The organism is Undibacterium paludis, assembly GCF_022568815.1.
In the GTDB taxonomy this organism is placed as follows: Bacteria; Pseudomonadota; Gammaproteobacteria; order Burkholderiales; family Burkholderiaceae_D; genus Undibacterium.
Map to the genome: position 1 here is coordinate 161,404 of NZ_JAKZHX010000011.1, position 23,924 is coordinate 185,327.

The 23,924-nt window shown below is 50.0% G+C and carries 27 protein-coding genes; 21 read left to right on the plus strand and 6 right to left on the minus strand.

Features of this window, described 5'->3' with window-relative positions; genetic code table 11:
- The first annotated feature begins 108 nt into the window (after window positions 1–108).
- From LZ463_RS19425 to LZ463_RS19515, 19 genes are all read left to right on the plus strand, one after another.
- On the plus strand, window positions 109–684 hold the full coding sequence (locus tag LZ463_RS19425) for a hypothetical protein (protein WP_241457473.1): 576 nt from the start codon (window positions 109–111) through the stop codon (window positions 682–684).
- Window positions 681–1,010, plus strand: a complete 330-nt coding sequence (locus LZ463_RS19430) for a hypothetical protein (RefSeq protein ID WP_241457475.1) — start codon at window positions 681–683, stop codon at window positions 1,008–1,010. The genes LZ463_RS19425 and LZ463_RS19430 overlap by 4 nt, the downstream gene beginning before the upstream one ends.
- Complete coding sequence (locus LZ463_RS19435; protein ID WP_241457477.1) at window positions 1,007–1,423, plus strand: hypothetical protein; 417 nt, start codon at window positions 1,007–1,009, stop codon at window positions 1,421–1,423. The genes LZ463_RS19430 and LZ463_RS19435 overlap by 4 nt, the downstream gene beginning before the upstream one ends.
- 71 nt (window positions 1,424–1,494) lie before the next feature.
- Window positions 1,495–2,169, plus strand: a complete 675-nt coding sequence (locus LZ463_RS19440) for a hypothetical protein (protein WP_241457479.1) — start codon at window positions 1,495–1,497, stop codon at window positions 2,167–2,169.
- Complete coding sequence (locus LZ463_RS19445; RefSeq protein WP_241457481.1) at window positions 2,166–2,573, plus strand: hypothetical protein; 408 nt, start codon at window positions 2,166–2,168, stop codon at window positions 2,571–2,573. Before LZ463_RS19440 ends, LZ463_RS19445 begins: the two co-directional genes overlap by 4 nt.
- An 85-nt stretch (window positions 2,574–2,658) precedes the next feature.
- Window positions 2,659–3,093: a hypothetical protein gene (locus tag LZ463_RS19450; RefSeq protein WP_241457483.1), complete on the plus strand. Its 435-nt coding sequence runs from the start codon at window positions 2,659–2,661 to the stop codon at window positions 3,091–3,093.
- 299 nt (window positions 3,094–3,392) lie between these two features.
- On the plus strand, window positions 3,393–3,815 hold the full coding sequence (locus LZ463_RS19455) for a hypothetical protein (RefSeq protein ID WP_241457485.1): 423 nt from the start codon (window positions 3,393–3,395) through the stop codon (window positions 3,813–3,815).
- A gap of 17 nt (window positions 3,816–3,832) precedes the next feature.
- On the plus strand, window positions 3,833–4,558 hold the full coding sequence (locus tag LZ463_RS19460; protein WP_241457487.1) for a type IVB secretion system apparatus protein IcmL/DotI: 726 nt from the start codon (window positions 3,833–3,835) through the stop codon (window positions 4,556–4,558).
- Window positions 4,559–4,571: 13 nt separating this feature from the next.
- Window positions 4,572–5,675, plus strand: coding sequence for a DotH/IcmK family type IV secretion protein (locus LZ463_RS19465; protein ID WP_241457489.1), 1,104 nt, complete (start codon window positions 4,572–4,574; stop codon window positions 5,673–5,675).
- Window positions 5,676–7,196, plus strand: a complete 1,521-nt coding sequence (locus LZ463_RS19470) for a DotG/IcmE/VirB10 family type IV secretion system protein (RefSeq protein ID WP_241457491.1) — start codon at window positions 5,676–5,678, stop codon at window positions 7,194–7,196.
- 95 nt (window positions 7,197–7,291) lie between these two features.
- On the plus strand, window positions 7,292–8,419 hold the full coding sequence (locus tag LZ463_RS19475) for a hypothetical protein (RefSeq protein WP_241457493.1): 1,128 nt from the start codon (window positions 7,292–7,294) through the stop codon (window positions 8,417–8,419).
- 20 nt (window positions 8,420–8,439) lie between these two features.
- The gene (locus LZ463_RS19480; protein ID WP_241457495.1) at window positions 8,440–9,039 is read left to right on the plus strand and encodes a hypothetical protein; all 600 of its coding nucleotides are present in this window, start codon (window positions 8,440–8,442) and stop codon (window positions 9,037–9,039) included.
- Window positions 9,040–9,192: 153 nt separating this feature from the next.
- Complete coding sequence (locus LZ463_RS19485; protein ID WP_241457497.1) at window positions 9,193–9,603, plus strand: hypothetical protein; 411 nt, start codon at window positions 9,193–9,195, stop codon at window positions 9,601–9,603.
- 341 nt (window positions 9,604–9,944) lie between these two features.
- Window positions 9,945–12,980 (plus strand): hypothetical protein, encoded by a 3,036-nt coding sequence (locus LZ463_RS19490; RefSeq protein WP_241457498.1) that lies wholly within the window; start codon window positions 9,945–9,947, stop codon window positions 12,978–12,980.
- 482 nt (window positions 12,981–13,462) lie between these two features.
- Entirely contained in the window at window positions 13,463–13,996 is a 534-nt protein-coding gene (locus LZ463_RS19495) for a DotD/TraH family lipoprotein (RefSeq protein ID WP_241457500.1), read from the plus strand.
- Window positions 13,997–14,016: 20 nt separating this feature from the next.
- The gene (locus LZ463_RS19500) at window positions 14,017–14,958 is read left to right on the plus strand and encodes a type IV secretory system conjugative DNA transfer family protein (protein ID WP_241457503.1); all 942 of its coding nucleotides are present in this window, start codon (window positions 14,017–14,019) and stop codon (window positions 14,956–14,958) included.
- An 18-nt stretch (window positions 14,959–14,976) separates the two neighbouring features.
- The gene (locus tag LZ463_RS19505) at window positions 14,977–16,239 is read left to right on the plus strand and encodes a type IV pilus twitching motility protein PilT (protein ID WP_241457505.1); all 1,263 of its coding nucleotides are present in this window, start codon (window positions 14,977–14,979) and stop codon (window positions 16,237–16,239) included.
- A gap of 9 nt (window positions 16,240–16,248) precedes the next feature.
- Entirely contained in the window at window positions 16,249–16,536 is a 288-nt protein-coding gene (icmT, locus tag LZ463_RS19510) for an IcmT/TraK family protein (protein ID WP_241457507.1), read from the plus strand.
- A gap of 169 nt (window positions 16,537–16,705) precedes the next feature.
- Complete coding sequence (locus LZ463_RS19515; RefSeq protein ID WP_241457509.1) at window positions 16,706–18,136, plus strand: hypothetical protein; 1,431 nt, start codon at window positions 16,706–16,708, stop codon at window positions 18,134–18,136.
- Window positions 18,137–18,237: 101 nt separating this feature from the next.
- On the opposite strand, the gene LZ463_RS19520 is transcribed toward LZ463_RS19515, so the two are convergent.
- The 4 genes from LZ463_RS19520 to LZ463_RS19535 are packed head-to-tail and all read right to left on the minus strand — an operon-like array spanning window position 18,238 to window position 20,726.
- Window positions 18,238–18,654, minus strand: a complete 417-nt coding sequence (locus tag LZ463_RS19520; RefSeq protein ID WP_241457511.1) for a hypothetical protein — start codon at window positions 18,652–18,654, stop codon at window positions 18,238–18,240.
- Complete coding sequence (locus LZ463_RS19525) at window positions 18,644–19,270, minus strand: hypothetical protein (RefSeq protein WP_241457513.1); 627 nt, start codon at window positions 19,268–19,270, stop codon at window positions 18,644–18,646. Before LZ463_RS19525 ends, LZ463_RS19520 begins: the two co-directional genes overlap by 11 nt.
- 58 nt (window positions 19,271–19,328) lie before the next feature.
- Window positions 19,329–19,763: a hypothetical protein gene (locus LZ463_RS19530; RefSeq protein ID WP_241457515.1), complete on the minus strand. Its 435-nt coding sequence runs from the start codon at window positions 19,761–19,763 to the stop codon at window positions 19,329–19,331.
- Window positions 19,764–20,726, minus strand: a complete 963-nt coding sequence (locus LZ463_RS19535) for a hypothetical protein (protein ID WP_241457517.1) — start codon at window positions 20,724–20,726, stop codon at window positions 19,764–19,766.
- Window positions 20,727–20,928: 202 nt separating this feature from the next.
- Here LZ463_RS19535 and LZ463_RS19540 point away from each other — a divergent pair, with 202 nt between their 5' ends.
- A complete protein-coding gene (locus tag LZ463_RS19540; protein ID WP_241457519.1) occupies window positions 20,929–21,552 on the plus strand; it encodes a thiol:disulfide interchange protein DsbA/DsbL in 624 nt (207 codons plus the stop codon).
- Between the two features lie 50 nt (window positions 21,553–21,602).
- On the opposite strand, the gene LZ463_RS19545 is transcribed toward LZ463_RS19540, so the two are convergent.
- The gene (locus LZ463_RS19545; protein ID WP_241457520.1) at window positions 21,603–22,133 is read right to left on the minus strand and encodes a PH domain-containing protein; all 531 of its coding nucleotides are present in this window, start codon (window positions 22,131–22,133) and stop codon (window positions 21,603–21,605) included.
- A gap of 137 nt (window positions 22,134–22,270) precedes the next feature.
- Entirely contained in the window at window positions 22,271–22,600 is a 330-nt protein-coding gene (locus tag LZ463_RS19550; protein ID WP_241457522.1) for a hypothetical protein, read from the minus strand.
- A 472-nt stretch (window positions 22,601–23,072) separates the two neighbouring features.
- On the opposite strand from LZ463_RS19550, the gene LZ463_RS19555 reads away from it, so the two are divergent.
- Window positions 23,073–23,912 carry a FimL-related protein gene (locus LZ463_RS19555; RefSeq protein ID WP_241457524.1) on the plus strand — a complete coding sequence of 280 codons (840 nt, stop codon included), beginning with the start codon at window positions 23,073–23,075 and terminating at the stop codon, window positions 23,910–23,912.
- Window positions 23,913–23,924: the final 12 nt, after the last annotated feature.

Here is a 23,924-nt window from a genome sequence, read left to right on the forward strand (position 1 = left end):
GTTGATGAAAGCATGTCAATTTAGAGCCTCTTGAAGGTCAGGGCTAAATTGTAGATATGTTTTAAAAAATGTTGATATATATTTGTTTTTTTAAATTCGGTTAAGTAAATGAATAAATTAATCCTGTTTTTTTTATCAATTTCTGTACTGGGTGGCCTATACGGTCCGGTACAGGCGGAAGAAAAGAAAAAAAATCCAATTCCTGAGATTCGCGAGCCTCTGGACGATAAGAGGTCGCAACTCCTGATTGTACTCGCGACGGACCTGATGTTTGTCAGACATTTTGCTGCTGACCGGCAATTCAAGCTGAAAGAACTGGAAATCAATGTCAGTTTGCAACCATTTAATGAAAAGCAAAAAGAGCTTTTCGCCATACGGAAAAAACAAATGGATGAATGTGTAAAGGAAGCCGGTTCCATACAGGCTAACTTCTTTACAGCCTTTGATCAGCTCAATGCGGCCAAATATGAGGTGTCCGACTATAAGGCGGTGTATGCCTACGCCAAGAAAAATACTAACGATTTCCAGCGCAAGGACCTGATGCAGCCAGCGGAACTGAAGGCCTATGAAGAGAGTCGCCCGCAAGGTTTCACGTTCCGCAGTGTCTGTATTGATGACGGCGTGGCGCCCAAGCTCAAGGAGAAAACCGAGTTTGTATCACCCAATGCGGTACCAAAGAAATGAAGCGCAAGAAGTCAGGTGCCGATGTTGCCATTCAGGGCTCGTCTGATGCGGGCATGATTTACCAGCCCTTTCTGGAAAAAAGACTGCGCAGACTGGCGGTCACCATGGCACTACTGGTCTTGAGCATCATCACTGCTATCGCCATGTTTGCCCTGCATATCGTGGCGTTCAACGCATCTGGTGCGGGCGGTATGGCAGTGCCGTTTGCTTTTGCCTGCGTCGTATTGTGTGAAGTGGTGCGTTATTTTTTTTACAGAAGTTATTTTCTTCAGCAGTTGAGTCGTTTCGCTGCATGGAAGCAAGAATTGAATGGGAATAAGACATGAGTACTGCCGCCGCAAATCCTGAGTTGATAAAAGTCCCGCTCCCGTCTGAATCGACAAAGCAGATACTGTTTGCATTGTGCGCTATGGCTTGTCTGCTGCTTGGTATAGGGTTGACGCCATTCCTCAGTGCTCATTTTGAGCAGAGGGTATTCAGCCTGCTTATTTTTTCATCTTTGCAACTGCTTCCCTTGCTGATTGCCTTGCGCTTGCAAGGAATGCTGGTGGCCCGCATACAGTTGCTGGCTGTGGCACTGTATTTTTTATTGGCTATGCTGGCGAATCTTTTTTTTCCGGACATGAAAACCCATCTGGCCCTGGTTTTCTATGCCTACTGCCTCGTCGTTGTGCTGCTGGCGCTGGGGACGGGATTGCTGGCGGCTCGTGCGCTGGTCGGACGCTTGCTCAAACGCTAATGCCGGATATGTTATCAAGTACAGAAAAAACGCCGTGGTCTGCAATGCGTCGTCCGGCATTGCTTTTCCTTTTGGCTGCAGTATCTGTCTGCCCGTCTGTGTCAGGGGGAAATTTATCTGCTCCCAAGGCGGCGCAGACGGTGACTGCCAGAGCCAATGGTATGGATCAGTCGCGTCTGCATGACAATGAATATGAACTGTTGATTTACCGTCTGCCAGCAGGGAGTGATCTGGCCCGTAATGCTTGCGACCAGTCGCGTCGCTGCGAAAAGAAAAGCCGGGATGGTTATGCTTTCTATGCCTTTTCGTCGAGTGCTGACGATTTGAATGCTGACTTCAGCAAAATGAATGTCGAACGCTTGCAGCAGTATGCTGTGTCTGCCACTTATGAGTTGACACAGGGGAAATATTTCTCTGTTGCATTCAAGAAAAGTGGTCCCGTGGGCGAGGGCGTGCTGTTTGAAGATATCAACTTCATCGTCAAACCAAGGTTGCTGAATGCAGGGAAAGTGGATATCGACGTATTCGGCCTGTTTAAATACCACATGCTGGGCTCTGGACAAAAAAAGCTTCCGTCGGGACGTACTGTCATGTTCAAGTCGACAATCAGCGAATCAAGGAATTTTTTTCTGATTGCCGAAGCAGACCCGAAAAAAAATGAGCCTGTGTACCTGGCCGTTATTAAGCAATGTGATGAAATTCGTGTGCCTTCTTATGAAGTGCAGATGCTGGAGAAGGGATTATGAAATATCTGATCCTCTTGATGATCTTATGTGCGACTTTGTACGGAAATAATCAAACTTGTGTCGCCGCTGAATCGCTCAGCCAGGAGCTTGCTGCGGAGCGCGGCCAGAAACTGAAGAAACTTGATCTGCTCGGAGCCGGTAAATCTGCGCCGGTCAAGATGGAAATCATGGGATGTAGTGGTCAACCCCTGGTCAACAAGATGGCACTCACCAATGGTGCGCCTGGCAAGGGTATCAGGTCCGGCAAGGATGGCATCGTGAGCGAGAACCAGGGCCTTGATGGCGTTGACAAGATGAAAGAGTCCTTGATGGAAACCTCCAGGCAGGCGTCGAACAGCCGCTATCAGTCTGCAATAGCAACTGACGGCAAAAAGAAGTCCTGCAATGTAACGCTGTTTGAGTAGAGGGTATTTCAGCCAGACTCGCATTCAATGTCATTTCGCCGTTGTTGACGAAATGAGTTCCAGACATTTGTTACGGAAAATAAACATGCCTTTGATTGACCAACTTGTTGAAGCTTTGCATAACCTGCATAAACCACATGTGGACAGGGCTCTGCAGCTATACCAGACCATACAGGCGCCGGCTGGCCTGGCACAGAGTTATATCCAGCATCTGCGCCAGAATAGCCCGGCTCTGGCAGAAGATCTGCCGGCAAACGGCGAGTCCAGACTGGCAGAAGCACTTGACGCCTTGCATGCCGTCATACAGCTCTTGAACCATTGCGCAACGAACTTTCCATTTGGCCGCGTCTTGCCCTTGCTCCCCTTTGTTGCTGAAGACAAGGCGGTAAGGGCGGCGCAGGAAACCTTGTTCGATAAGATGAAAGATGACTTCTTTGCGCCACTCAGTCCAGAAGACAATAATGCCGAGGCAGTGTATGTCAATCGTCTGGCGATGATACGGGAAATGCTGCAGGACTAAATACAGGCTTGATTGGTCCTCGCCGGGGGAGAGGGCGTGCAATGCTGTCTCTAACGGCAATTCATCGCCTTGTGCTGATGCGGGAAATGGTCGTCCGACATTCCTTGAAATGCCATTCATTGTTGCATGGAAATCCTTTTGCGTAGCGTTGAATGGTGCTTAATTTTTTTTACTACTATTGTCTTAATAAATATCGAATAAAACTGCTAAAATTTCCAATAAATATCAAAAAAGCCTTGTATAACCTTTGTTTTTGTAAAATGGCATGATAACATTCGAGCAGAATTCGAGAATTTTCCATGAAAAATACTGCAACAGTACCCACACAGCCTGTACTAAAGCCGCCAGCTAAAAAAAAGCGACGCTATAGGTATGAGTTTTATCGGGACAACTTCCGCCGCATGACTGTCATTGCCATGGGTTTGATTGTTCTTGATGTGTTGCTGGTACTGGCCATGTTCCTGGTTTATGTGAATTTTCCGCAACGCGATCTGTATGCGACTACACGTAACGGTTTGCTGGTCCGGCTAAGGCAATTCGACAGCAAGGAACAGGTGATGGCGGCAAAGGCAGAGAAACTTGCGAAAGCAGAGAAGGCTGCAGCAAAAGCTGCGGAAGAGGCGGCCGCTGCGGCAGAGGCGGCCAAGGCAGCAGACGCGGCGGCGAATGCAGAAAACCCAGCGGAAGCTGCGACTGCAAAGCCTGAAGCAGCGAATCCATAACGTGTAAGAGGATCAAGATGTCCGGATCTATAGCTCAACAACAATTGCAAACCAAGCCGGATGGCGCAGTACCTGCGCACGCGGCTGACGCGCCGCAAGTGGCGACCATGGCAAAAGATGGGCTGGGGCAGCCCGAATTGAATATGGCGCGTACAGAATTTTATCTGGACCGTTATCGCTTTATTCAAAAAGTGGTGGCAGGTTTGCTCGTGCTGACCATCTTGCTGTCCTATGCCTTGTATGACGTATATCGCAATCCCCCCAAGCCACAATATATAGCTGCTGAAAATGACGGCCGCATCATTGAATTGCGCCCTATCAGCCGACCGACAATTTCCAAGAACGCACTGCTGACCTGGGCGGCAGAATCAGTGACGGCGATCTTCACCTATGACTACGTCAATTATCGCAAACAGTTCCAGGGCAATGTTGACTATTTCAGTGCTGACGGCTGGCAGGCTTATATGGAGCAGCTGGACAAATCCGGTACGCTGCAGACAGTCAAGGATAAATCGATGCTGGTATCTGCTGTGGTGATAGGCAGCCCGGTGATTGCTGGTGAAGGACAGCTTAACGGTGTGTATATGTGGAAGGTGGAAATGCCTATTGACGTCACCTATACCCCCTTCGGGCAAAGTCCCATCAAGCAAAAATTGGTAATCAAAATGAACCTGCGCGCGATTTCTCCGCTGGAGAATCCGCGTGGTGTGGTAATTGACAGCTTTAGCACCTTCGAGCGGTAATTTGAGGTCCGTGATGATGAACAAGAATAGAAATATCAGATTTGCCAGCGCACTTTGTCTGAGCCTGGCCAGTCTGACTGTCAGCGCCCAGCAAAGCACGGGCAATACGGCCGCCGCCAAGACCCAGGTGAAACCGGGTGAAATGGCGTTGCCCAGCGCCGTACCGGTACCGGAAGACCAGAAACGTCCCGGTGAAGCAACCGCAATGAGTACGGCCAGTACTGCCCGTATGACCGCTGCGGAATTGAATGCGCGCTACAGTGATCCTGCCATGTTGCCCTCACCAGATGGTTATGCGAAACCGCGCGCACGACTCAAGATGCCCCAGTTCCGTGATCCAAAAGAGCAGGCATTTGATGACTTGCTTGACGAGACAGTGACATTTACTCGCGAAGAAATCAATCGCTATTACGACCGGATAGACGAATTCAAGCGTGGCGTTCGCACACCTGATGGTCAATTGCATCGCGCAGTGATTTCTTCTGTTGTGGTCAATTTGCAACCGGGCTCTGTTATCCCTGTCATGCGCCTGAATGTGAATGAGAATTCTTCCTTGCTGTTTACCGATTCCACAGGTAATCCCTGGCCGGTAGTGAAGATCGCAGCACCTTCGAAATCGATGTTTGCGGTTGAATTTCATCCGAATAATAATCCTCACGAAATTGCCCTGGAGCCGATCAAGGATTACGCCTACGGCAATCTGAAAGTCTTTCTGGCAGGGTTGAGTACACCGGTGTTTGTGCGTCTGGTTACGGGACAGAAAGAAACTGATGTGCGTCTAGACGCCAGGATGCCGGTGCGTGGCCCGAATGCCGCCGCCCTGGTGGAAAAACAGATGGCGCCAGAAGCTTCGTCTTCCATGTTTTCCATGTTGAATGGCGTGGTGCCAGACAAGGCGCAGGAGCTCAAGGTCGAAGGAGCAGATGCCAGAGCCTGGATGCTTGATGGAAAAATGTATTTGCGTCTGACCAACCGCACCTCTGTCAGGTCGCCGTCATGGACAGGAACAATGTCATCCATTGATGGAACCAATGTTTATGAGCTTCCTGCGCGTACGCCAGTGATCTACGCGGCGCAAGAAGGTAAAAGTGTTGAATTACGCGTGTCGGGGTTTTAAATGGCAGAAAAGAAAACAGGTGGCCTGGCATTCCTGGCCAATCCCAAATCCCGCATGATGGTCATTGGCGTAGCCGCTGTCCTGCTGGCAGGGATAGCTTTGGCAGTTAATGGCATACTCAAGAAGAATGCATTGGTCAAAGAGCAGACTGAGGCAACAAATACGGCGGCGTTGCCAGCTGCCACCGCTCAAAAAGTAGCGATTGATCCAAAGAAAGTTGATGCGCAACAGTCAGAATTGCGCAAGGTCGCCAATGAGGATGCTGCCAAGCGGGCTGACTCAAATGGGCAGACCTTTATTGCCACCATGCGTCCTGATGCGGTTGCTGCCTCGGCCCCGGTCACGAACATGAATGCTGACCCATCAATGTATTCGGCACAGAGTGGCGGTAATCCTTTTGGTAATAGAGCTGCTGTATCGCGCGAACCCAGTGAACAGGATATCCGCGATGCCGAAGCAGCTCACCAGAAAAAGGTTGAAGAATGGAAGCGCCGGCTGCTCGCTGATAGGAACAAGATCAACGAAGCCTGGGAGCCAGGTTCGCGGGTTTTCTATACTGCGTATGTAGGCGACGAAGGCGCAAAGGACGAAAAGAAAACCGGTGACGCAGCAGAGCATGACAGACCGCGAGCGGACGCCCAGAAGAAGGGGCAGGTATTTGCCAGGGCTGGTGATCTTTTCTATGGAACCATAGACATAGGTATGAACACGGATGAGCCAAGTATGGTCACTGCCTATATATTGAGCGGCCCTTTCAAGGGGGGTAAATTGCTTGGTGCAATGGCTGGCCAAACTGCGCCGTATTCAGAAAAGGCCGTCATACAGTTCACCTCACTTAACCATCCTAAATTCGAGCGCTCGATACCAGTCAAGATTTTTGCGGTCGACCGGGACACCAAGCGCGCTGCGGTTGCTGATAATGTTGACCGCCATTTGCTGACAAAATTTGGTCTGGCTGCTGCGGTTGATTTTGCTCAGGGATATGCCGAAGGCAAGGCACAGGTCGCGACGACTATCTCTTACGGTCAAAACGGTGCGCCTACCGTGGTGACACAGCCAGAACTGACTAACAGGCAATTGGCTGCCAGAGGCGTTGCAAAAACCATGGGGCGGGTTGCCAATACACTTTCACCTTACATCAATCGCCCGAATACCCTGGAGGTGTACTCGCAAACCGAGATTGGCCTGCTGGTCGCTGCAGACATTGTCTATGTCGAAGGTGTGAATGCAGACAACAACGGTCCGTTACCGGCCATGGGGGGGCAGCAGGCTCCTGCCAGACGTCCGGCAGGTCAGCCAGTTGCCGGAATTGCCAACCCTTACAGTGCGGCTGGAGGTGCCTATGCGGGACAGCAACAAATCTACGCCCCGTCACAGTCATATCAACAACCAGGTGTTTACGCACAACCGGGTGTCTATGGACAGCCGCAGATATATGCATCACAACCTGGCAGCATTGGACAACCCGTGTATAGCCAGCAGCCAGCTTATGCACCGGCTCCTGCCACAGGCCAGCGCTAATGCATGCCGGGAAGTCTGGAATGGTCAAATAGCGGGACAGTATGATTTTGATGGTTACCAGTAAACAACAGTGAATTGAAGATGAGGGTGTAGCGATGGCAATGAACGACTGGGATGGCCTTGCAGGCAATCAGGAAGAAGGTGCAGATTCTGGTTCTGCGCAACCTGCCAGAATAGAAGATGAAAAGAAAGTGGTTTCCTTGCCGGCGGCGACAGCCAAGGGAAATAACAAAACCATGTATCTTGCCATGGGCGGGCTGATGCTGTTTGTAATGGGTGTATTCGGCTACACCAAGTACATGGAAATCCAGGCCGCACAGCAAGACGAGCAGATGCAACAGCAGATGGCTGCCAAGAAAAAGAAGGAAGAGGCGGAGCGCAAGAAGCGCGATGCTGAAACGTCTGCCAAGGCTGCCGTAGCCGCCCCACAAGAACCGGCAGGAGCATCGGCACCAGTGGCGCAGACTGGCCAGGCAGTGGGAGATGATCTGGCTGCATTGGCACAGATGAAGAATAAAACAAGTGCTTCTGCGTCCACTGTATTGCCAGCGCAAGCAGCGACTGCACAGACAACGGCACCTGCGTTGGCCGCGGCAGTCACACCTCCACCCTTACCGGCAAGGCAGACCGTGCCATCGGCAGCCCAGTACGGAGGGCAGCAGGCCACAGTTACCTATCCTCAAGACATGCAGAAACGTGATCAGTATGTCAGTTTGCTGGAGAGTCGTGTCAATGAATTGGGATTGGCAAAAATGCGACTGGAAGCGGAGCTGTGCAAGCATGAACCCAAGCGGACATTCTGCAATCAGGCCGGTAAAGGTGCTGGGCAAAATATGGTGCAGCCAGAGACTATACAGACGCACGTAGCCAGCAGGGCGCCACAGACAGCGAATGAGGCGGCTGGCAGGGTCATGCTATTTAATACCGGTAGTTCTGGTAAGAGCGCGCCGTATGATGCTCAAGAGCCTGGGCGCCTTGCTGGCAGGAGTGGCGCCACACAGGCAGCGACAATGACTCCGCGTTCAGCGGCTTCTTCTGAAAGCACGCCAAGCATGGCAACGTTACAAGGTCTGACCGTTTTGCGCGACCGCATACTTTATCGTGACCGTGATGGGCTCACTCATGAAGTAGAACTGGGCGGCGAGATGAATGGCATGGGCCGGCTGGAAAAAATTGATTTTGAAAGAAAATCCTTCCAGGCTGGCGGGCGTACTTATAACTGATGATGGAACGGGGGATCAGTATGTCTACATCACGCTTGCGTTACTCCCTTGGTGCAATCGTCAGCCTTGTGGCGGTGCCAGCAATGGCACAGCCAGCGGGGCCGACTGCCCTGACCATGTTGCTGACTTTTGGCGAAAGCATACCGGGCTTATGGAATTTTGTGCAGGCCGTGAGTTTTGTCGTGGCCATGTTTCTGTTCGGTTATTCCATGTTCAAGCTCAAGCGCATTGGGGAAAGAAAATCTGACGACGGGGCCATGTCGGTGGTGATGACCCTACTGGCTGCGACCGGCATGTTTTACCTCTCATCCTCATTGGACAGTTTCCTGGTGTCGACTTTCGGCAACAGTTCCATCATGACCTATACCACCTCAACAATACTTGATGCAGACGGTATCAAGGCTGCCCGGGTTGTGATTGGATTTGTCAACCTGATAGGCCTGATCGCTTTCGCACGTGGCTGGTATGCATTGAAGTTGCTCGGGTCTGGCGGAGGGCATAAAGAAGATACGGCAAAGCGCGCGATTGTTCTGCTTGTGGGGGGGACTTTTTGTCTCAATATCGTCGCACTTTCTGAAATTTTGCAAAAATCATTGGGTATCAGCAACATTATTCATTAACCTCGCGCGTAGATGAGGCAGTGTGGCAAAAATAGGAAAATATTTTTACTTTTGTTTGTATAAAAACTTGAAAGCATTTTTTGTCTAAGGTATTCTTACCAATGTTCTTACCGGACTTTGTTGCATCTATTTCTAAAGCTTAGGAGTGTTTCCATGAAAAAACTTAACAAAGATATCAAACGCAAACTTGGCATGGCGCTGGGTGTAACTGCAGGTTTGGCCGTAGCATTTGTTCCAGAATTGGCGTTTGCTCAAGCAACAAGTGCGCAATCGATTGGCGATGTCGCCATGAACGCGTCGAAGAGTATCAACGGTGTTCAGGTCATGATACAAGGCGCCTGCTACATGGCCGGTGTGGCCCTGGCTGGCGGTTCCATGTTCAAATTCAAGGCGCATAAAGACAATCCTCAGCAAACTCCATTGTCCACCCCTATCGTGATGCTGGCAGTAGCAGCCGGCTTGCTGTACCTGCCATCGTTGATGACGAGTGCAGGTCAGTCTTTGTGGGGTGGCAAGCAGACCAGCGACAAGGTTTCCTACGAATACAGCAGCTACGGTTCTTAATTTGCTGCAAGTCTTGTATTGGGGGGATTGTCGTCCAGGTACATGATTGCCAATCGGCTTTCTTGAGCAGCCAGAACACCCGAAGAAAATATGACGTGGTGAGCTTTGTCAAGAATCTGTCAGGCCCTCGTCATGTCATATCGGGTCAGGTCGATTGGTGTTTGCCGATGACGAAAAGCTCAGTAACCCGCAAAAAGCCTCGCAGGCCCGGTCTGCGGGGCTTTTTCGTAATGAATGTAAGTTGCTGCGTGGGAATTTTTCCGGCAGCAACAGGCAGGTTTTTCCGGGTAAATTTCTGACCCAGTAATGTGGCCGAGTGTAAATAATCGATCGGAGTGTATATGTCTGTTGTAAATTCTGTTCTTGAAGGTGTCGATGAATTCGTCTACTGGGCTGGTTCCATGTTCAGGAGTGCCGCTTCAGTTTATTGCGAACTGGAAACTACCGACGACGAGAGTACGCTGGTGGCCAAGGATGGCTCGCTGATCAGCTTCATACGCATAGATGGCGCCCGCTTCCTGGTTGGTGTCGAAGAATTTTCCACCATACATCGTTCTCTGATGCAGGGTATAGAAGCATTCTTTGGCAACCCTGGGCACCACATGCAAATTGTCTTTGGCTGCGACAAGGAATTTGTAGTCCGTGATATCAGTTATGCACTTGAGGGATCAAGGGATACGGCAAGAAACCTGCAGATGGATGTGCAAGACATGTTTGATGCCAAGGTGGCTCACATGTCGCAGTACACCTCGCATGAGGAATGTTATCTGGTCTTGTGGACGCATGGTTCTTCCATGACCAAGGCAGAGGCATCCGCCGCCTCGAAAGAAAAAATACAGTTCAACAAAGAACATAGTGTGCCTGTCATGAAGCATAGCCAGTACCTGTTCGCGGCAATCCGTGAATTGCGTGACAGGCATAGCTCATTCAAGCGATCAGTCAGGTTGGAGCTGGAAACTGCTGGCCTTGATTGCGAGATACTGGATGCGCATACGGCTTTGCGCGTTGCCAGGATGTCCTATGATGCTGACTATACGGATGAATTGTGGAAGCCAAGACTGCTTGGCGACAAGATCTCACCGCGCGCTTTTGAAAACCCGCATCCCCGCGATATCTCCGATATTCTGTATCCGCGCATAGAACATCAGATCATGCCCAGGGATGCCGAAGAATTCAATGGCAAATGGCTGCGCATCGGTGATCGTATCATCGCACCTGTCCATGTTTATTTGTTCCCCAAGGATATCAATACCTTCCAGCGTCTGTTTGCCCGTCTGAAAGAAGCCGATTTGCCGTGGCGTTATTCGATGATGATGGAGGGGGGAGGGGTACGCGGCTTTGGCATGAAGTCTATGATCGCCGCCCTGATTTCCTTTGCCTCGGCCAATAACAAGCTGGCCAATAATGCCGTGCAAGCGCTGCAGAATTATCAGGAGATGGAAGGGGGGACTGTCGTCAAGGTTTCCATGTCTTTTGTAACCTGGGCAAAAGTTGGTGAGGAAAAGCTCTTGCGTAGCCGCGAACAGCGACTGGCTCGTGCGGTTGAAGGTTGGGGCGGGATCGAAGTGTTTGACAAGAGTGGTGATCCGTTTGAGGGGGTCGCCTCTACCCTGATTGGTTTCACGACAAAAAACATGGGTACGCCGGCCATCGCTCCTTTGCCGGATATTGTCTACATGATGCCGTTGCAACGCCCCGCCTCATCCTGGAAGGAAGGGGCAGTCCTGTTCCGTTCACCTGATGGGAAACTCTGGCCGTATCAGCCTGGCTCCAGCAAACAGACCACCTGGATTGACATCATCTTTGCGAAGCCGGGTTCAGGCAAGTCGGTACTGTCGAACATGTTGAACTGGGCCATTTGCGTGATGCCAGGCCTGAAACGATTGCCACGTATCTCAGTGATTGATATCGGCCCTTCATCAAGCGGTTTGATTTCGCTGGTGAAGGATGCGCTGCCGCCCAATCTCAAGCATCTGGCCAATTATTTCCGTCTGCGCATGACGCCGGAATACGCAGTGAATCCATTCGATACTCAACTGGGGTTTCACTATCCTATTCCGCAGGAACGTGCATTCCTGGTGAACCTGCTGACCTTGCTGACCATGCCTATGGGCAAGACAGAACCTTATGACGGTATGCCAGACATTTGCGGCATGGTGGTTGATGAAGCATACCGCCTGTATTCCCCAGAAAAAAGCCCAAAACGCTATTCTGAGCATCAGGATGAAAAAGTAGATGCTGCCGTCAGGTCGCTGGGTCTGCATACGGACGAGATCACCACATGGTGGGATATCACCGACGAGTTATTCAGACATGGCATGGTGCATGAAGCCATTCTGGCACAACGCTTTGCTGTACCCAACATGAACGACCTGACTTCGGTCGTACAGGATCAATCTTTCCGGGACGTGTACACCAAGCCCAAAACGGCTACTTCAGAAACCATTGTTGACGCATTTTCACGCATGATTCAGTCAGTATTGCGTGAGTATCCGGTGCTGACATCAACAACCAAATTCGACATCGGTGACACACGCATTGTTGCGATTGACCTTGATGAAGTAGCCAAATCTGGCGGCGCTGCTGCTGACCGCCGTACCGGCATCATGTATATGCTGGGCCAGTTCATCGGCACGCGTAATTTCTTCTTCAACGAAGAAAACCTGCAGGAATGCCGCCCTTTGTATAAGGCTTATCACCGTGCCCGCGTCGATGAAATCAAGGAAGATCCAAAACGCGTGGTATTCGATGAATTCCATAGAACCGAAAACTCGCCGGTAGTACGTGACCAAGTTCTGGTCTATATGCGTGAAGGTCGTAAATGGGGTGTGCAGGTTTGCCTCTTATCGCAATCGATGAACGACTTTGACAAGGAAATGGTTGAATTTTCTACGTCGATGTTCGTGCTCGATGGTGGTGACGCAGCACAGGTAAAAGAAATTGGTGACCGCTTTGGTTTGTCCAAGACGGCACGTCACGCACTTGAGTCAGGTCGTGTTCACCCCCCACGTTCAGGTGGTTCGACTTTCCTGGCCATTTTCTCGACCAAGAAACACCGAAATGAGCAATTGCTGACCAATACCGTCGGCCCCATGGAATTGTGGGCGTTTTCAACGACACGCAAAGACACCATCCTGCGCGATAAATTATATCGGGCCATAGGTTCCTCCAAGGCACGTCGGGTCTTGGCCGAGAACTATCCTGACGGTTCAGCCATGGAAGAAATCGAACGTCGTGAACTCGCCAGGAAATCGGCTACCGGCATGATAGGTGAGGACGATGACAGCAATATTATTGACGCTATGGCTGAAGAATTGCTTGTCTATGCCCAGAAGAAAGATCACGAAGATAAAAAACGGGCTGCCGCGCTGATGTAAGGCGAGCAACTGTCAGTGATCTAGCCAGGTAAAGCACCCCTGTCAGCGCATTGTGAAGTAATGTTGTGCTGACAGGTGGGGGCAACATGTCTGCAGATATCAGCGGCAATGCCAGGGACAGTTCCCTGGAGCAGCATCTTTCCCCTGTTGGAAAGACTGTATTTTCGTTCCCTGTCCGTCCATGATCGTGATGAAAAAGCGAAAAAGATGGAGCTGGGAAATTGTCACTTTTTGATGAAAATTTGGCTGAAATTTAGCAAATGTTTTATGCTATCATTGTCTTAAAATATTTTAACTATTCAAAATTTTCATTCAGGGAATTAAAAAATAGTAAGTTTTTGCCGAATTAATCGTAAAACAGTACCAGCAGCAGGCTTGCTGCATAGATCAGAACGCTGTCCCAGTGCACTGATTGACATGCAGGATGTTCAGAACAGGCCGGGGTTTTAAAAAACGCACGTTTGCAAACAGAGACTTTATTCATGAATCAGATCAAATTTGCTGTCAGCACATTAGTTGTTTCTGGACTCCTGGCTGGCTGCCAGACTGGTAACGTCAAGGTCGCAGAGGATCAGAAATCCCGTCTGTCTGAGACCGTCAGCCTGCAAAAGCAATTGCTGTCCACTGCTGACTCCATAGAACGGAATTCGCAATTGCTGGCAGAAGCCACGAACACACGTGCGGCTGTAGAAAAAGCCCAGTTATCCCCGGCACAGCAGGCAAAAATGGATAAGTCTGCAACGACCAAAGAGCCTTATGGGATGACGGCGAAAATCAGTTTTGTCTGGGAAGCCGGGCCGATACAGGAAGTCGCGCGCCAGATGGCAATCCGTTCAGGTTATGAATACATGCAACCGGAAGGCAGTGTTCCCAGCATCCCAGTGATGGTCAAAATCAATGCGAAAGAACAGTCGATCGCTTCCATCCTGCGTGATGCCGGTTTGCAGGCTGGTTCACGTGCGGACATCGTCGTCGATGAAGCGAGAAGAAGAGTCCTGGTTCGTTTCTTTGAATAATCTTCACAGTGGATAAGCGTATGTTCAAAGCAGGTCGAATTCTGGCAACTTCCCTGGGGCTTTTGCTGGCATCCAGTGTTTATGCACTCGGTAGCGGTGAATCTTATGTGCCAGCTGCCAAAGTCGAAGGCAGCAGTTCAAATACTGCTGCCCCGCAGCTCAGTGATTTTAGTGCGGATAATATTTCCAAGGCAAAGCGCAGTGAGGACGATCCCTTTAAAGACAGTGATATCCGCGATTTGCGTATTGCTGCAGTACGTGAGGCTGCCTATGGGATGGGCATACGTAATGGGCTGGTTGCCAGATCCATCCTGATCAAGGAATTCCTGTACCGCCATCGCTCGGAAATGGACAGAATCTTTAATTTTGCTTCGCTGATGCTTGACTGCGGCAAGGAAGAAAAGACGCGCTATTCACAGAAACTGATAGGTGAACGCCCGAATGAAAACTGCGTTATGCAACCGCCCGTCATACTTGGCGCAAAAAATCTGTTGAATGATAAGGATGGCGAGGGTGAAGTTCTGCGCTACTCCAAGGCCAGTTTTCGCATCAAGAAGCAGGCGCGCCTGATCACGACCATCCCGGTCTGGGAAAATTATCTGATTTTTGACGCAGGTTCACCAGGTAATGATGTGCACCCTTCACTCTTCCCCAAGAATGACGAAGAAAAGCGCGTCTGGAATCAGGCTTTGGCTGAGGGCTGGGACAAGGGAGTGGAGCAGGCCAATGCCATCTATCGCCAGAATCTGGCAGTCTTGCATGAGGATTTCTCTGGCATGCAGCGCTACCAATATCTCTTGTTGCAAAACCTGGTCAGCAAACCTTTCGTGTCACGTAATCGCCTGGGCATTACTGGCAACGGGAAAACCGGCATTTCCATTGATGATATTACGCTGACGATAACCGAGCGCCCTGAATTCAATTTGAAATCCAGCGACTGGATGTTGTTCCCCAGTTTTTGATCGCATAGAGGTAAGTTCATGTCAGCGCTTGTAACACCTATTCCACTTGCTCCGAAGCCGGTAAAAAGTCTGGATTCCAGCTTTGACCGCGAAGCAGTGGAAGCCCGTTATGCCTTCAAGGATGTGCCCAATACTTTTGAGCAGAATTCCTTTCGCAGACTACTGCAGCACTGTCTGGACATCGGTGTTTCCGATATTTACCTGAAGACAGGCGATCCGGTCAAGGTCAGGGTGGGAAAACCCATTTTCAAACTGACCAAGCGCAACCTGGAAACCAGTGAACTCAATACCATCGTGACTGAGGTATATGGTACCAATGGGCCATCAAAACTGGGAGGCGGTGAAGCGATTGACTATGCCTACGAGTTAAAGCTCGATAACCAGCGTGGCGTATCCGTACGCTTTCGTATGAATGCAACTGGTTGTCTTTCACCATCCGGGCCTGGTGTGGAAATAGTCATGCGGCCTCTGCAGGAAAATCCGCCAGAAATTTCTGCCATGAAATTACCTGCTGACTTGATGGAACAATTGTTTCCGGAGATCGGCCTGGTACTGGTCACCGGTGAAACCGGCTCAGGCAAGACCACCCTGCTGGCGGCCATCATCCGCTACATACTGGAGCAGCCTGAATCGAATAAGCGTATTTTGACTGGCGAAGACCCGATTGAATTCGTCTTTGATAAATGCAAGCGTTATTCATCCATGGTGGCGCAGCATGAAATCGGACGTCATTTGAAATCTTTCTCGGAATTCATCCGCAATGCTGTACGACGTGATCCGAATATCCTGATGGTTGGTGAGATGCGCGACCATGAGACCATCAATGCCGGCATACAGGCTGCGCAAGTCGGTAAGGCCGTATATTCGACCTTGCATACCAATTCCGTCGGCCAGACCTGGAAGCGCATGGTCAACGTTTTCCCGCACGAAGAGCGGGTATCGAAAATGGTCGATCTGATTGACACCACCAAGGTCATCCTGACTCAGCGTCTGGTAGCGTCGACAGAAAAAAATGAAGATGGCAATTTCAAGCGCATAGCACTACGTGAGTTCCTGGTATTTGATGATGAAGTCAAAACCAGGCTCATTGAGCAGGTTGGCGCCGATGTCAACATGCTGCCTTTCCTGACGCATTCCATCGTCAGGGAAAGAAAGCAGCTGCTGGTTGACGAGGCACGCCGCTATTATCGTGAAGGCATGATTTCCGAGATTGAATACAAAAAGTACGAAGTGAGCGCAGCACAGGCAGAGCGCATGCTTGGCAGCGATGGTCCGCAATAAGGAGTTCGCATGGCAAATGAAATAGATGATGGTACGTCGAAGGTAATCTGGCGTGATTCTGCCAGGGAATTACGTTTTCTGGGTATTAACTATATCGCCGTCTTTCCCCTGGTTTTCTGGCTTTTGCATGCCAACATGTTCACCTTTGTTGTGGCTGTAACAGTCATCGTTGCATTGACCATCCTTGAGCGTTTCAAGTATTCGCCAGCCGTGGTGTTCCGCATCGTCCGCTGTTTTATTGGTGGCAAAGTCAGGTATGCAAAAAACTGGAATGAGATGAAACGCTACCGCAGCTGAAACTGTGTTTACCTGCATTTGTTGAACAAGATTTTTAAATATTGACCAGAATCTGTCATGCAATTGCCTCCGTCTGTATGGTGGCGGCGCAGACTGGCGGTTTCTGTCAGCTTTTTCTCAAAAGGAAGAGTTTTTATTTTTTAGCCCAAGGCTAAGGGAGAACCTGGTGATGGAATGTCAACGTAGTGTATTGAGTGTGATGGTCGCCGGCATTTTTGCCGGTACTGCATGTGTCTATGCTCCTGGTGCTATGGCTGGTTATGAAATCGTCAGTAATCAAAGTACACCTTATGTGTACCAGATTGCCGGCGCCAGCAGAAAAGTTATTGATGTACGTGAAGAACGGGTCATAGGTGCAACCGCCAATACCATACATCACGGCTATATCAATATGGACATGGCGATGGTGCCTGTGGCAGCCAACCGCGGCATAGACATGCTGGGCGGCTTGCGCGGCATCGTCCCTGAAAGCCAGGAGTGGCGCGTATTTGCCCTGCGCGGTGTCAACGTCAAACACAAGATAGACTGGGCCAGTTCTGAAAGCTGGGTGATGACACTTGATGGTGTATTGCTCAAGAATAAACTGATCGCAGATATCAATTGGGACAACAGGGAAATCACCCTGGCACCAATGTCAAATAAAACCTATGCCCAGCAACTGGCCAGGCAGGACAAACAGCGTAGTGTATTGCGCCTGGTGACGGTCAGGCAGCAATATGAAACACCAGAACCTTTGATCGCCTTGCGCCTGCATCCAGCACAGAGTGCGCTTACTGAAGGTCGCAGCTTGCCGGTTGCCAGTGTGGACGTACCTGTACGCACCCTGGAAGAAGTCGGCGACAATCGCGGTAATGCCAACATAGGCGTCAAAATGCCGGACGCAGCAATCGATACACTGATCAATCAGAGAGTCGAACAGGCGACCCGGGAAAAAATGGCACAGCTTGAAGCACTCGAGGCGCAATACCGCGAAAAGCTGGAGCAGTTGAATGCACGCAGCAAGCAGATCAAGTCTGAGCAACCTGCCAGCAACGAAGGGAGCGTACTTCCCAAACCGGCAGCGCAGAATATAGGCTTTAAAGAAAAACCATTTTCCAGCAACGGCATGATGCGCGCAGACTATCGTTATCCGGGCCCGATGCGGGGTGGTTACCAGATGACCAGGCTGGGCTGGTCCAGTACTAATGAAAAAATGGTGTCTGACGATCAGGTCATGAAAAAAAATGTTCGCCTGGATACTGCAGTGGCAGTAACAAATCCCGTTGCTGCAGACAATGCCGCGGCTAGTGAAACAGTGACCCCGGCGCCAGCCAATGTCTTGTCATTCCCGGTTCAGTCCAACGTGGAGGTGACTGAGCCTGCGCAAACCAAGTGGGAAATCACACTCAATGACAAAACCCTGCGTAATGCCCTGACGCGCCTGGCATCGCGAAATGGTTATTCCCTTTCATACCAGACCAAAGACCAGGAAATTAAAATGGGCGGGACTTTCTTTGGTACGTTTGACGCAGCCCTGAGAGAGATCGAGCTGGCTACTGGCAAGCGCATACGTCAGATCGAATCAAGGCTACTGGGTCGCCTGATCATGGTGACTGACTGAAAGAGCGGGGGAGAATGATGGGGGAGTTGCTGGTGCAGACCAGATTCCCCGGTTTGATTGCCAAGCTTGATTGTGGCAATCGCGTTCATCTCAATATAATGTCAGATGGCTGCCCGATGTGCAAATGAGCGCCACAGGCTGCTGCGCGAAGATTCTAGTTGACGGCGCTCTTCATGCAGGACAGTGACCAGGTGGCGGATCTTGGCCAAATCGCTCAGAGGCAAGGATTGGCGCTGTATCTGTTCTATCAGTTGCAGGGTTTCCAGCGTATCAAGCTCCAGTCCGTCTTGTACCAGGACTGCCAGGACTTCTGAAGCAAATTCATCCTTCCAGATTTCTTCGGCGCTCCCAAATCGTTTAAGTATCTTGCTGGTCGATGGATCAAAAGATTCTTCCACGCCCGCACTTAAATGCTCAATGAAGCGCACGCGTCCCATGACACCATCAGAGAGTGCGTAGACAATTTGTTCCCTGCCCTTGTAGGCAACCTGATAAAAGCATGCGTTTTCAATTTCCATTACGTATTCCTGACGTGCCTCTTGCGGTATCCTGCAGGTCTGCTGCAAGGTCGTGATTGTGGTTGGACAGCGAAGCCAGCAAAGTCCTGGTCTTGTCACCTATCTGTTGTATGCTTTTTTGCAGGGAGTCTGATGCCTCCTGTCTGGAGATGTCAAAAGCCAGCAGTCCGACGACGTTGGTGCTCAATTTCTTGAATACATCAAGCTCTTTGAGCAGGGTAGGGTGGGTCAGTGTTGCACTGCTGTCCTGCAAGTCGATACCGGCATGTCTGGCGGCGATATCGACACGGACGGCCTGAGTATTGAGGCTGGTTAGCTGCTTTTGTATCAGGAACAGATTGCAGCGCTCAACAGCGTGAGTGTATTTCGCATCAAATGTCTGGGTACTGAGGGCAAGGTCCGTATTGGAAAAGTCAGGCCTGGCGCCTGACGTCAGCATCTGATTCAATTCTTCTATGCAGTTCTTTGCCTTGCCTGTAGTGCTCTGCTGCTTTGCCAGCATGGAAGCCAGATCATCTTGCGCCAGGGCCCTGACAGCGTCATCTCGGTAGCAGCCGCTATGGCCGTCCTCGTCCCGCTTGCTTTCAAGCGTTTTCAGAAAAAGTGTGTAACTCACGATATATCCCTTCTTCCAATCGTATCGCTGCAAGTCTTACTTGCAGCCTTCATTTTCATTAGTGCGCAACGTGCTCATCTTGATGCGGCCGGGCTTGGGGGCCAAGGTGGGTATCCAGCGCAACTTCATAGATGTGAAACAGGTCATTCGGTCCGACTATCTTATCCAGCCAAGCGGCTGGAAACGCCAGCCAGACTCCGTAGACCCGCAACAGGCTCAGGCAGTGCAGGTCGATGAATCGGGATCCCATGCCGCGTAACTCAGTGCCGTAAATCTGGTTGATCTGTGTACTCAGGCGTACGTTGAGTTTGCCACCGAGCAAGAAATTTCTGATGACAAAGAACAAAAAAATCAGTGCATAAGAAACAGCCAAAAATTCAAACCTGTGCGGTACTGTCGTGTTCAACAGCAGCAAGACCGGCATGGCGATGCACAAGCCTGCAGCTGCAAAATAGGCCAGTAACACCAGGCTGACACGCTTGTCGGCAGACACTCAGATTCTCCAGTTGACTGCAATGGCCATGCAAATCAGGGCGATCAGGGCACAGATCTTGACGCGTGGATTCCAGACGACTTCGCGAAAACTTTTTTCGGGCCCCACGCCTTTCACGTAAGCGCGGTAATGCTGGGTGACATGGGCAATCAGGTAAATCATCAGGGGTATGATCACGAGAGAAATCCGGCCCAGCCGGCTTGCCTGCTCCACCAGGTGGTAGGCTAATGCCAGTCCGAACGTGGTACCGCTCATGCTCAGCAGATACGCCATGTGATGGCGATCATATTTACCACCCAGCATCACGTAACTATGATCTTCAGTCGCGACTGTCGATACTTCCAGCATGGATGTCAGACGCACGGCATAAATCAGGACGCCAAACATGTATACCAGAACAATTTGCGTCGCATACAGGGGCAACATCGTGTCAAGTGTACCGGCGACCACTGGAATCAGGTAAAACAGCGGAAAACACAGCAAATCCACCATCCAGATCTGTCGCAATATCAAGCCATACACCAACGCCAGTGCTGCCATGGATAGCACATACCAACTGGTATGTATGCCACGTGTATATAAATTGGCCAGCACGGCAGCTGTGGTAAACAGGACGATGGCAAGGCAGGCAATCATGCGCCAGTCAAAAATTTTTGCCAGTTTTTTCTCGGCGTCTGACAACAGGCGGACATTTTTCTTGATACTTAGCGCAGTGATCAGTAATTCAGAAGCAATTCCAGCAAGCAGAAATGGGAAGAAAAACCAGAACGTAACAGTCAGAAAATTCAGGTCAAATAATTTTCTGCCATAGAAAATGCCCATTAATGCAAAAAAGCCCGAAGCCCAATGTGGCCATCGGGCGAGTGTCCAATACTCCATTTGCTGTCCTAAGTGTACATTTCTTGATGTTTGCTGCGCCAGTACGCTGGCACCCTGATTATCAGGCGTCAGCGTTAATTTCATTGAGCATAGTTTAACTCAATATAAATACAAAATAAATCGTTTAAAAAAAGAATAATTATGTGTAAATTTGGCTTTATTTTTGACGGTAAATTAAATTATCATTGATATACAATGAAATATTGAAAATGTCTGAAAACATGAACGGGTTATGGCGAAAATTGGTATGTACAGTAATTTAATTAGAATTTTTGGAATCGCAGTGATGCTTTCAATGCTGTCGGCTTGTGGCGATACGGGCAAGGCCAGGCAGATGATGGAAGGGGCGATCGCGGCGCAGCCTGAAGAAAAGAAAATCATCGAATTCTTCATGTACACCTGCCCGCATTGCAAAAATATGGAACCGACAGTCAATAGTTGGCAGGCAAAACAGTCGATATTGTTTCAGCAGGGGATCTATACTTTCGAGCAAATCCCGGCGATCTTTTCTGCAAATTGGGGAAGTGAAAGCAAGAATGGTGAAAGAGAAGCCATCATCTATTACACCTTGCGCAGGATGGGACTGGAATTATCGCTGAGAGCACATGTTTTTGCTGCCATCCAGGACAAGAGCCTGGATGCCAGTGATCCGCAATCCATTGCTGCCTTTCTGGCCAAAGAGGGTATTCCGGCGCAAGAATTCAACAGCACAATGAAAAGTGCAGAAGTCAAAGCTGATGTAGGTCGTGCAGAACAAATGACGCGTCAATACGGCGTCTTCTCGGTACCTGTATTTATACTGTTTAACCGCAGCATCATCATGGCGCAAGACTATGCGGACAATAATGCGGTGGAGGCTGCCTTGCTCAGTACAGTGAAGCAGCATTACACACAGGCCGGCGCAAAATAGCTGACAGAGTAATCAGGCAAAACCCTTGCAGCCAGGTCACGCAGGGTTTGTCAGGGCTGTATGATGGAAGTAATCTTGCGCCGTGCGCGTTCACGCAACGAACATTCGCGCAGTTCGTCGGCCAGCTTCTCCAGTCCGTCAATACCATAGATACTGATGACAGGTGAGCTGGCGTCAGAAGAGCGCAGCCTGACGCTGCTGTAGCCTGCCAGACGCATGCCCAATGGCTTGTAGACGTCAAAATGTTCTATAGTAAACAACTCCACACTTTCCAATAATTTTGAAAGAACACCACGTTCTATCTTGATGCGCTGTGTGGTGATATGAAAAGTGACGGCTATGCTCTCCAGCCAGTAATACACATAGGCTATGCCTAGCGTACAGAAGACAGCCAGCCATTGCCAGGCGCTGTAGATGACGGCAGGGTGGCCGGAATACAGTATGTGTTCAGATTCCGCGTCCTGTGCATCCGTTACGGCTCTCAGGTCGGAATTGCAGAAGCGGCATTTTAATGCCCCCACTTTAATGGTCTCGCGACAGATGGGGCAGGGCATGCTCTGGTCTATGGATGCTTCACTCATGGATTTCCTTGTGTTTCCTGAAGTGTGGATTAGCCTGGCCGACCGACAGGATTGCCGCCAGCCCTTCATTCTAATGTGGAATCAGTGCCAGCCAAGTCTGATCTGCATTGTATATGGCTGGACTTGCATGAGCATAACTATTGCTCATCATCGAAGGGTTGCGGTTTGCAAGTATCAATTTGGGGTGGGCGAATGTCGGAAAAAGGGGCAATTTTCCCACTTGGCAATATATTGGATATGGCCAGCTGTGACGGGGGCTGAGCCTGTATGCAAACACCTCTGGCATTCACATCGCCATGCTGTAAATGCCAGAGCTCGTGCAAGCTCATCTCCTTGGTATCACGGCGGCCATCGCCATCCATGTCCAGTATGCTACCCGGCGTGATATTACTGTCTTTCAGGTTGGGTGACAGGTTCGTATTGACTGGTGGCACTGCAGTTACCACTGGTGGATTTGTACTTTTCATTCCTTCACTTCCTTCTGACTTGCGGGTTTCCAGGTATTACGCATGAGTACGCTGTTGTCAGCCTCGTTCTCAAATGAGTATCTGCACATTACTTAATATTGTTCTGATCTACTGGTCACAATGCATGTGGCGATCAGTTGCCAGTACTATTTACCCCTGTCTGCTCATTCAATCGAAAATGTATTTTCATTTTGTTATTGTTGCGCCATTGATTTTCTTACTTTTATTTGTATAATCATTGTATTCTGTTGGCGGCAAATCATCAATCCATGTAATCTGCACAATGCATGTCATCTGTCTTCGCTACGGTGATAAGGGCAGAAGGCAAGCAAATGAAGACTGGCGAATGCCATGTAGCGGCGTCCTGTGAACATTGCCGGGGTCGTCTTGGGTAATTTCCATGGACTTTATGGCAGCTTGTTTTTCTCTATTAAGGAATAGGTGCAGGTGAATGTGGCGGCATGAGCTTGATATGGTTTCTTCCCTGGCGTCGGAAAGTGCCATCGCGGCACTCATGGATATGGAAAAAATCATCTCCAGCGACGCCGGTGTGCGCGATCCCTTATTTCATACTGGACTGACCTATTCATCTGATATGTTGCGGGTGGCAGGTTTTGTCGCACCCATGACTCTGACCAGGGACATTGTGAGGACATTCTCGCAGCCTGTGCTTGGCGAAAATGAGGTGCGAGCTTTGCGTCGGGCTTTGCTGGTATTGATTTCCTACCTGCGTGATGCGATAACATCCGGCGCCCGGCCTACCCTCTTCCTGTATGAAGAAGCCTTACTGTTATCTGACATCTCAGGGCATTTGCCTTCAAGCTGCGGTAGTTTTTTTGCGCCCTATGCGTTTTGGGATGTTGAGGACAACCTTGGCAGGACTGTCAGTGAAGCAGGCTTCAGTCAGGCACGTGAGGCTTATCAACGGGCTTTGCTTGGCTATCTGCGCAATCGGGATGGCAGTGGATTGTCGGAATTTGCACACATGTTTGAGCAGGCGGCAATACAGAGTGAAAACTCCTGTAACTATTCGGTATTTCGTTTGCCGGCAGCATTCCTTGCCGTCGTGGCAAGTCAGGATGCTTTTCTCAACCAGGATGAAATGCAACTGTTTTCCCTGCTTGATGCTTTTTTCTTCAAGCAAACCACGGTGGCGCGCTGCCCAGATCCAGTGTTGATTTCGCGTTTGCTTCATGTCATAGGCAAGGCAACAGTTGATGTCCCGCTGGTACTGGAAACACAGGAATATTTTAAACTGGATGGACTGCTCTCGGGATTGAGGGTGTGTAGTCAGGAATCGATAAGGGCGTGAATAGCGCAGGCT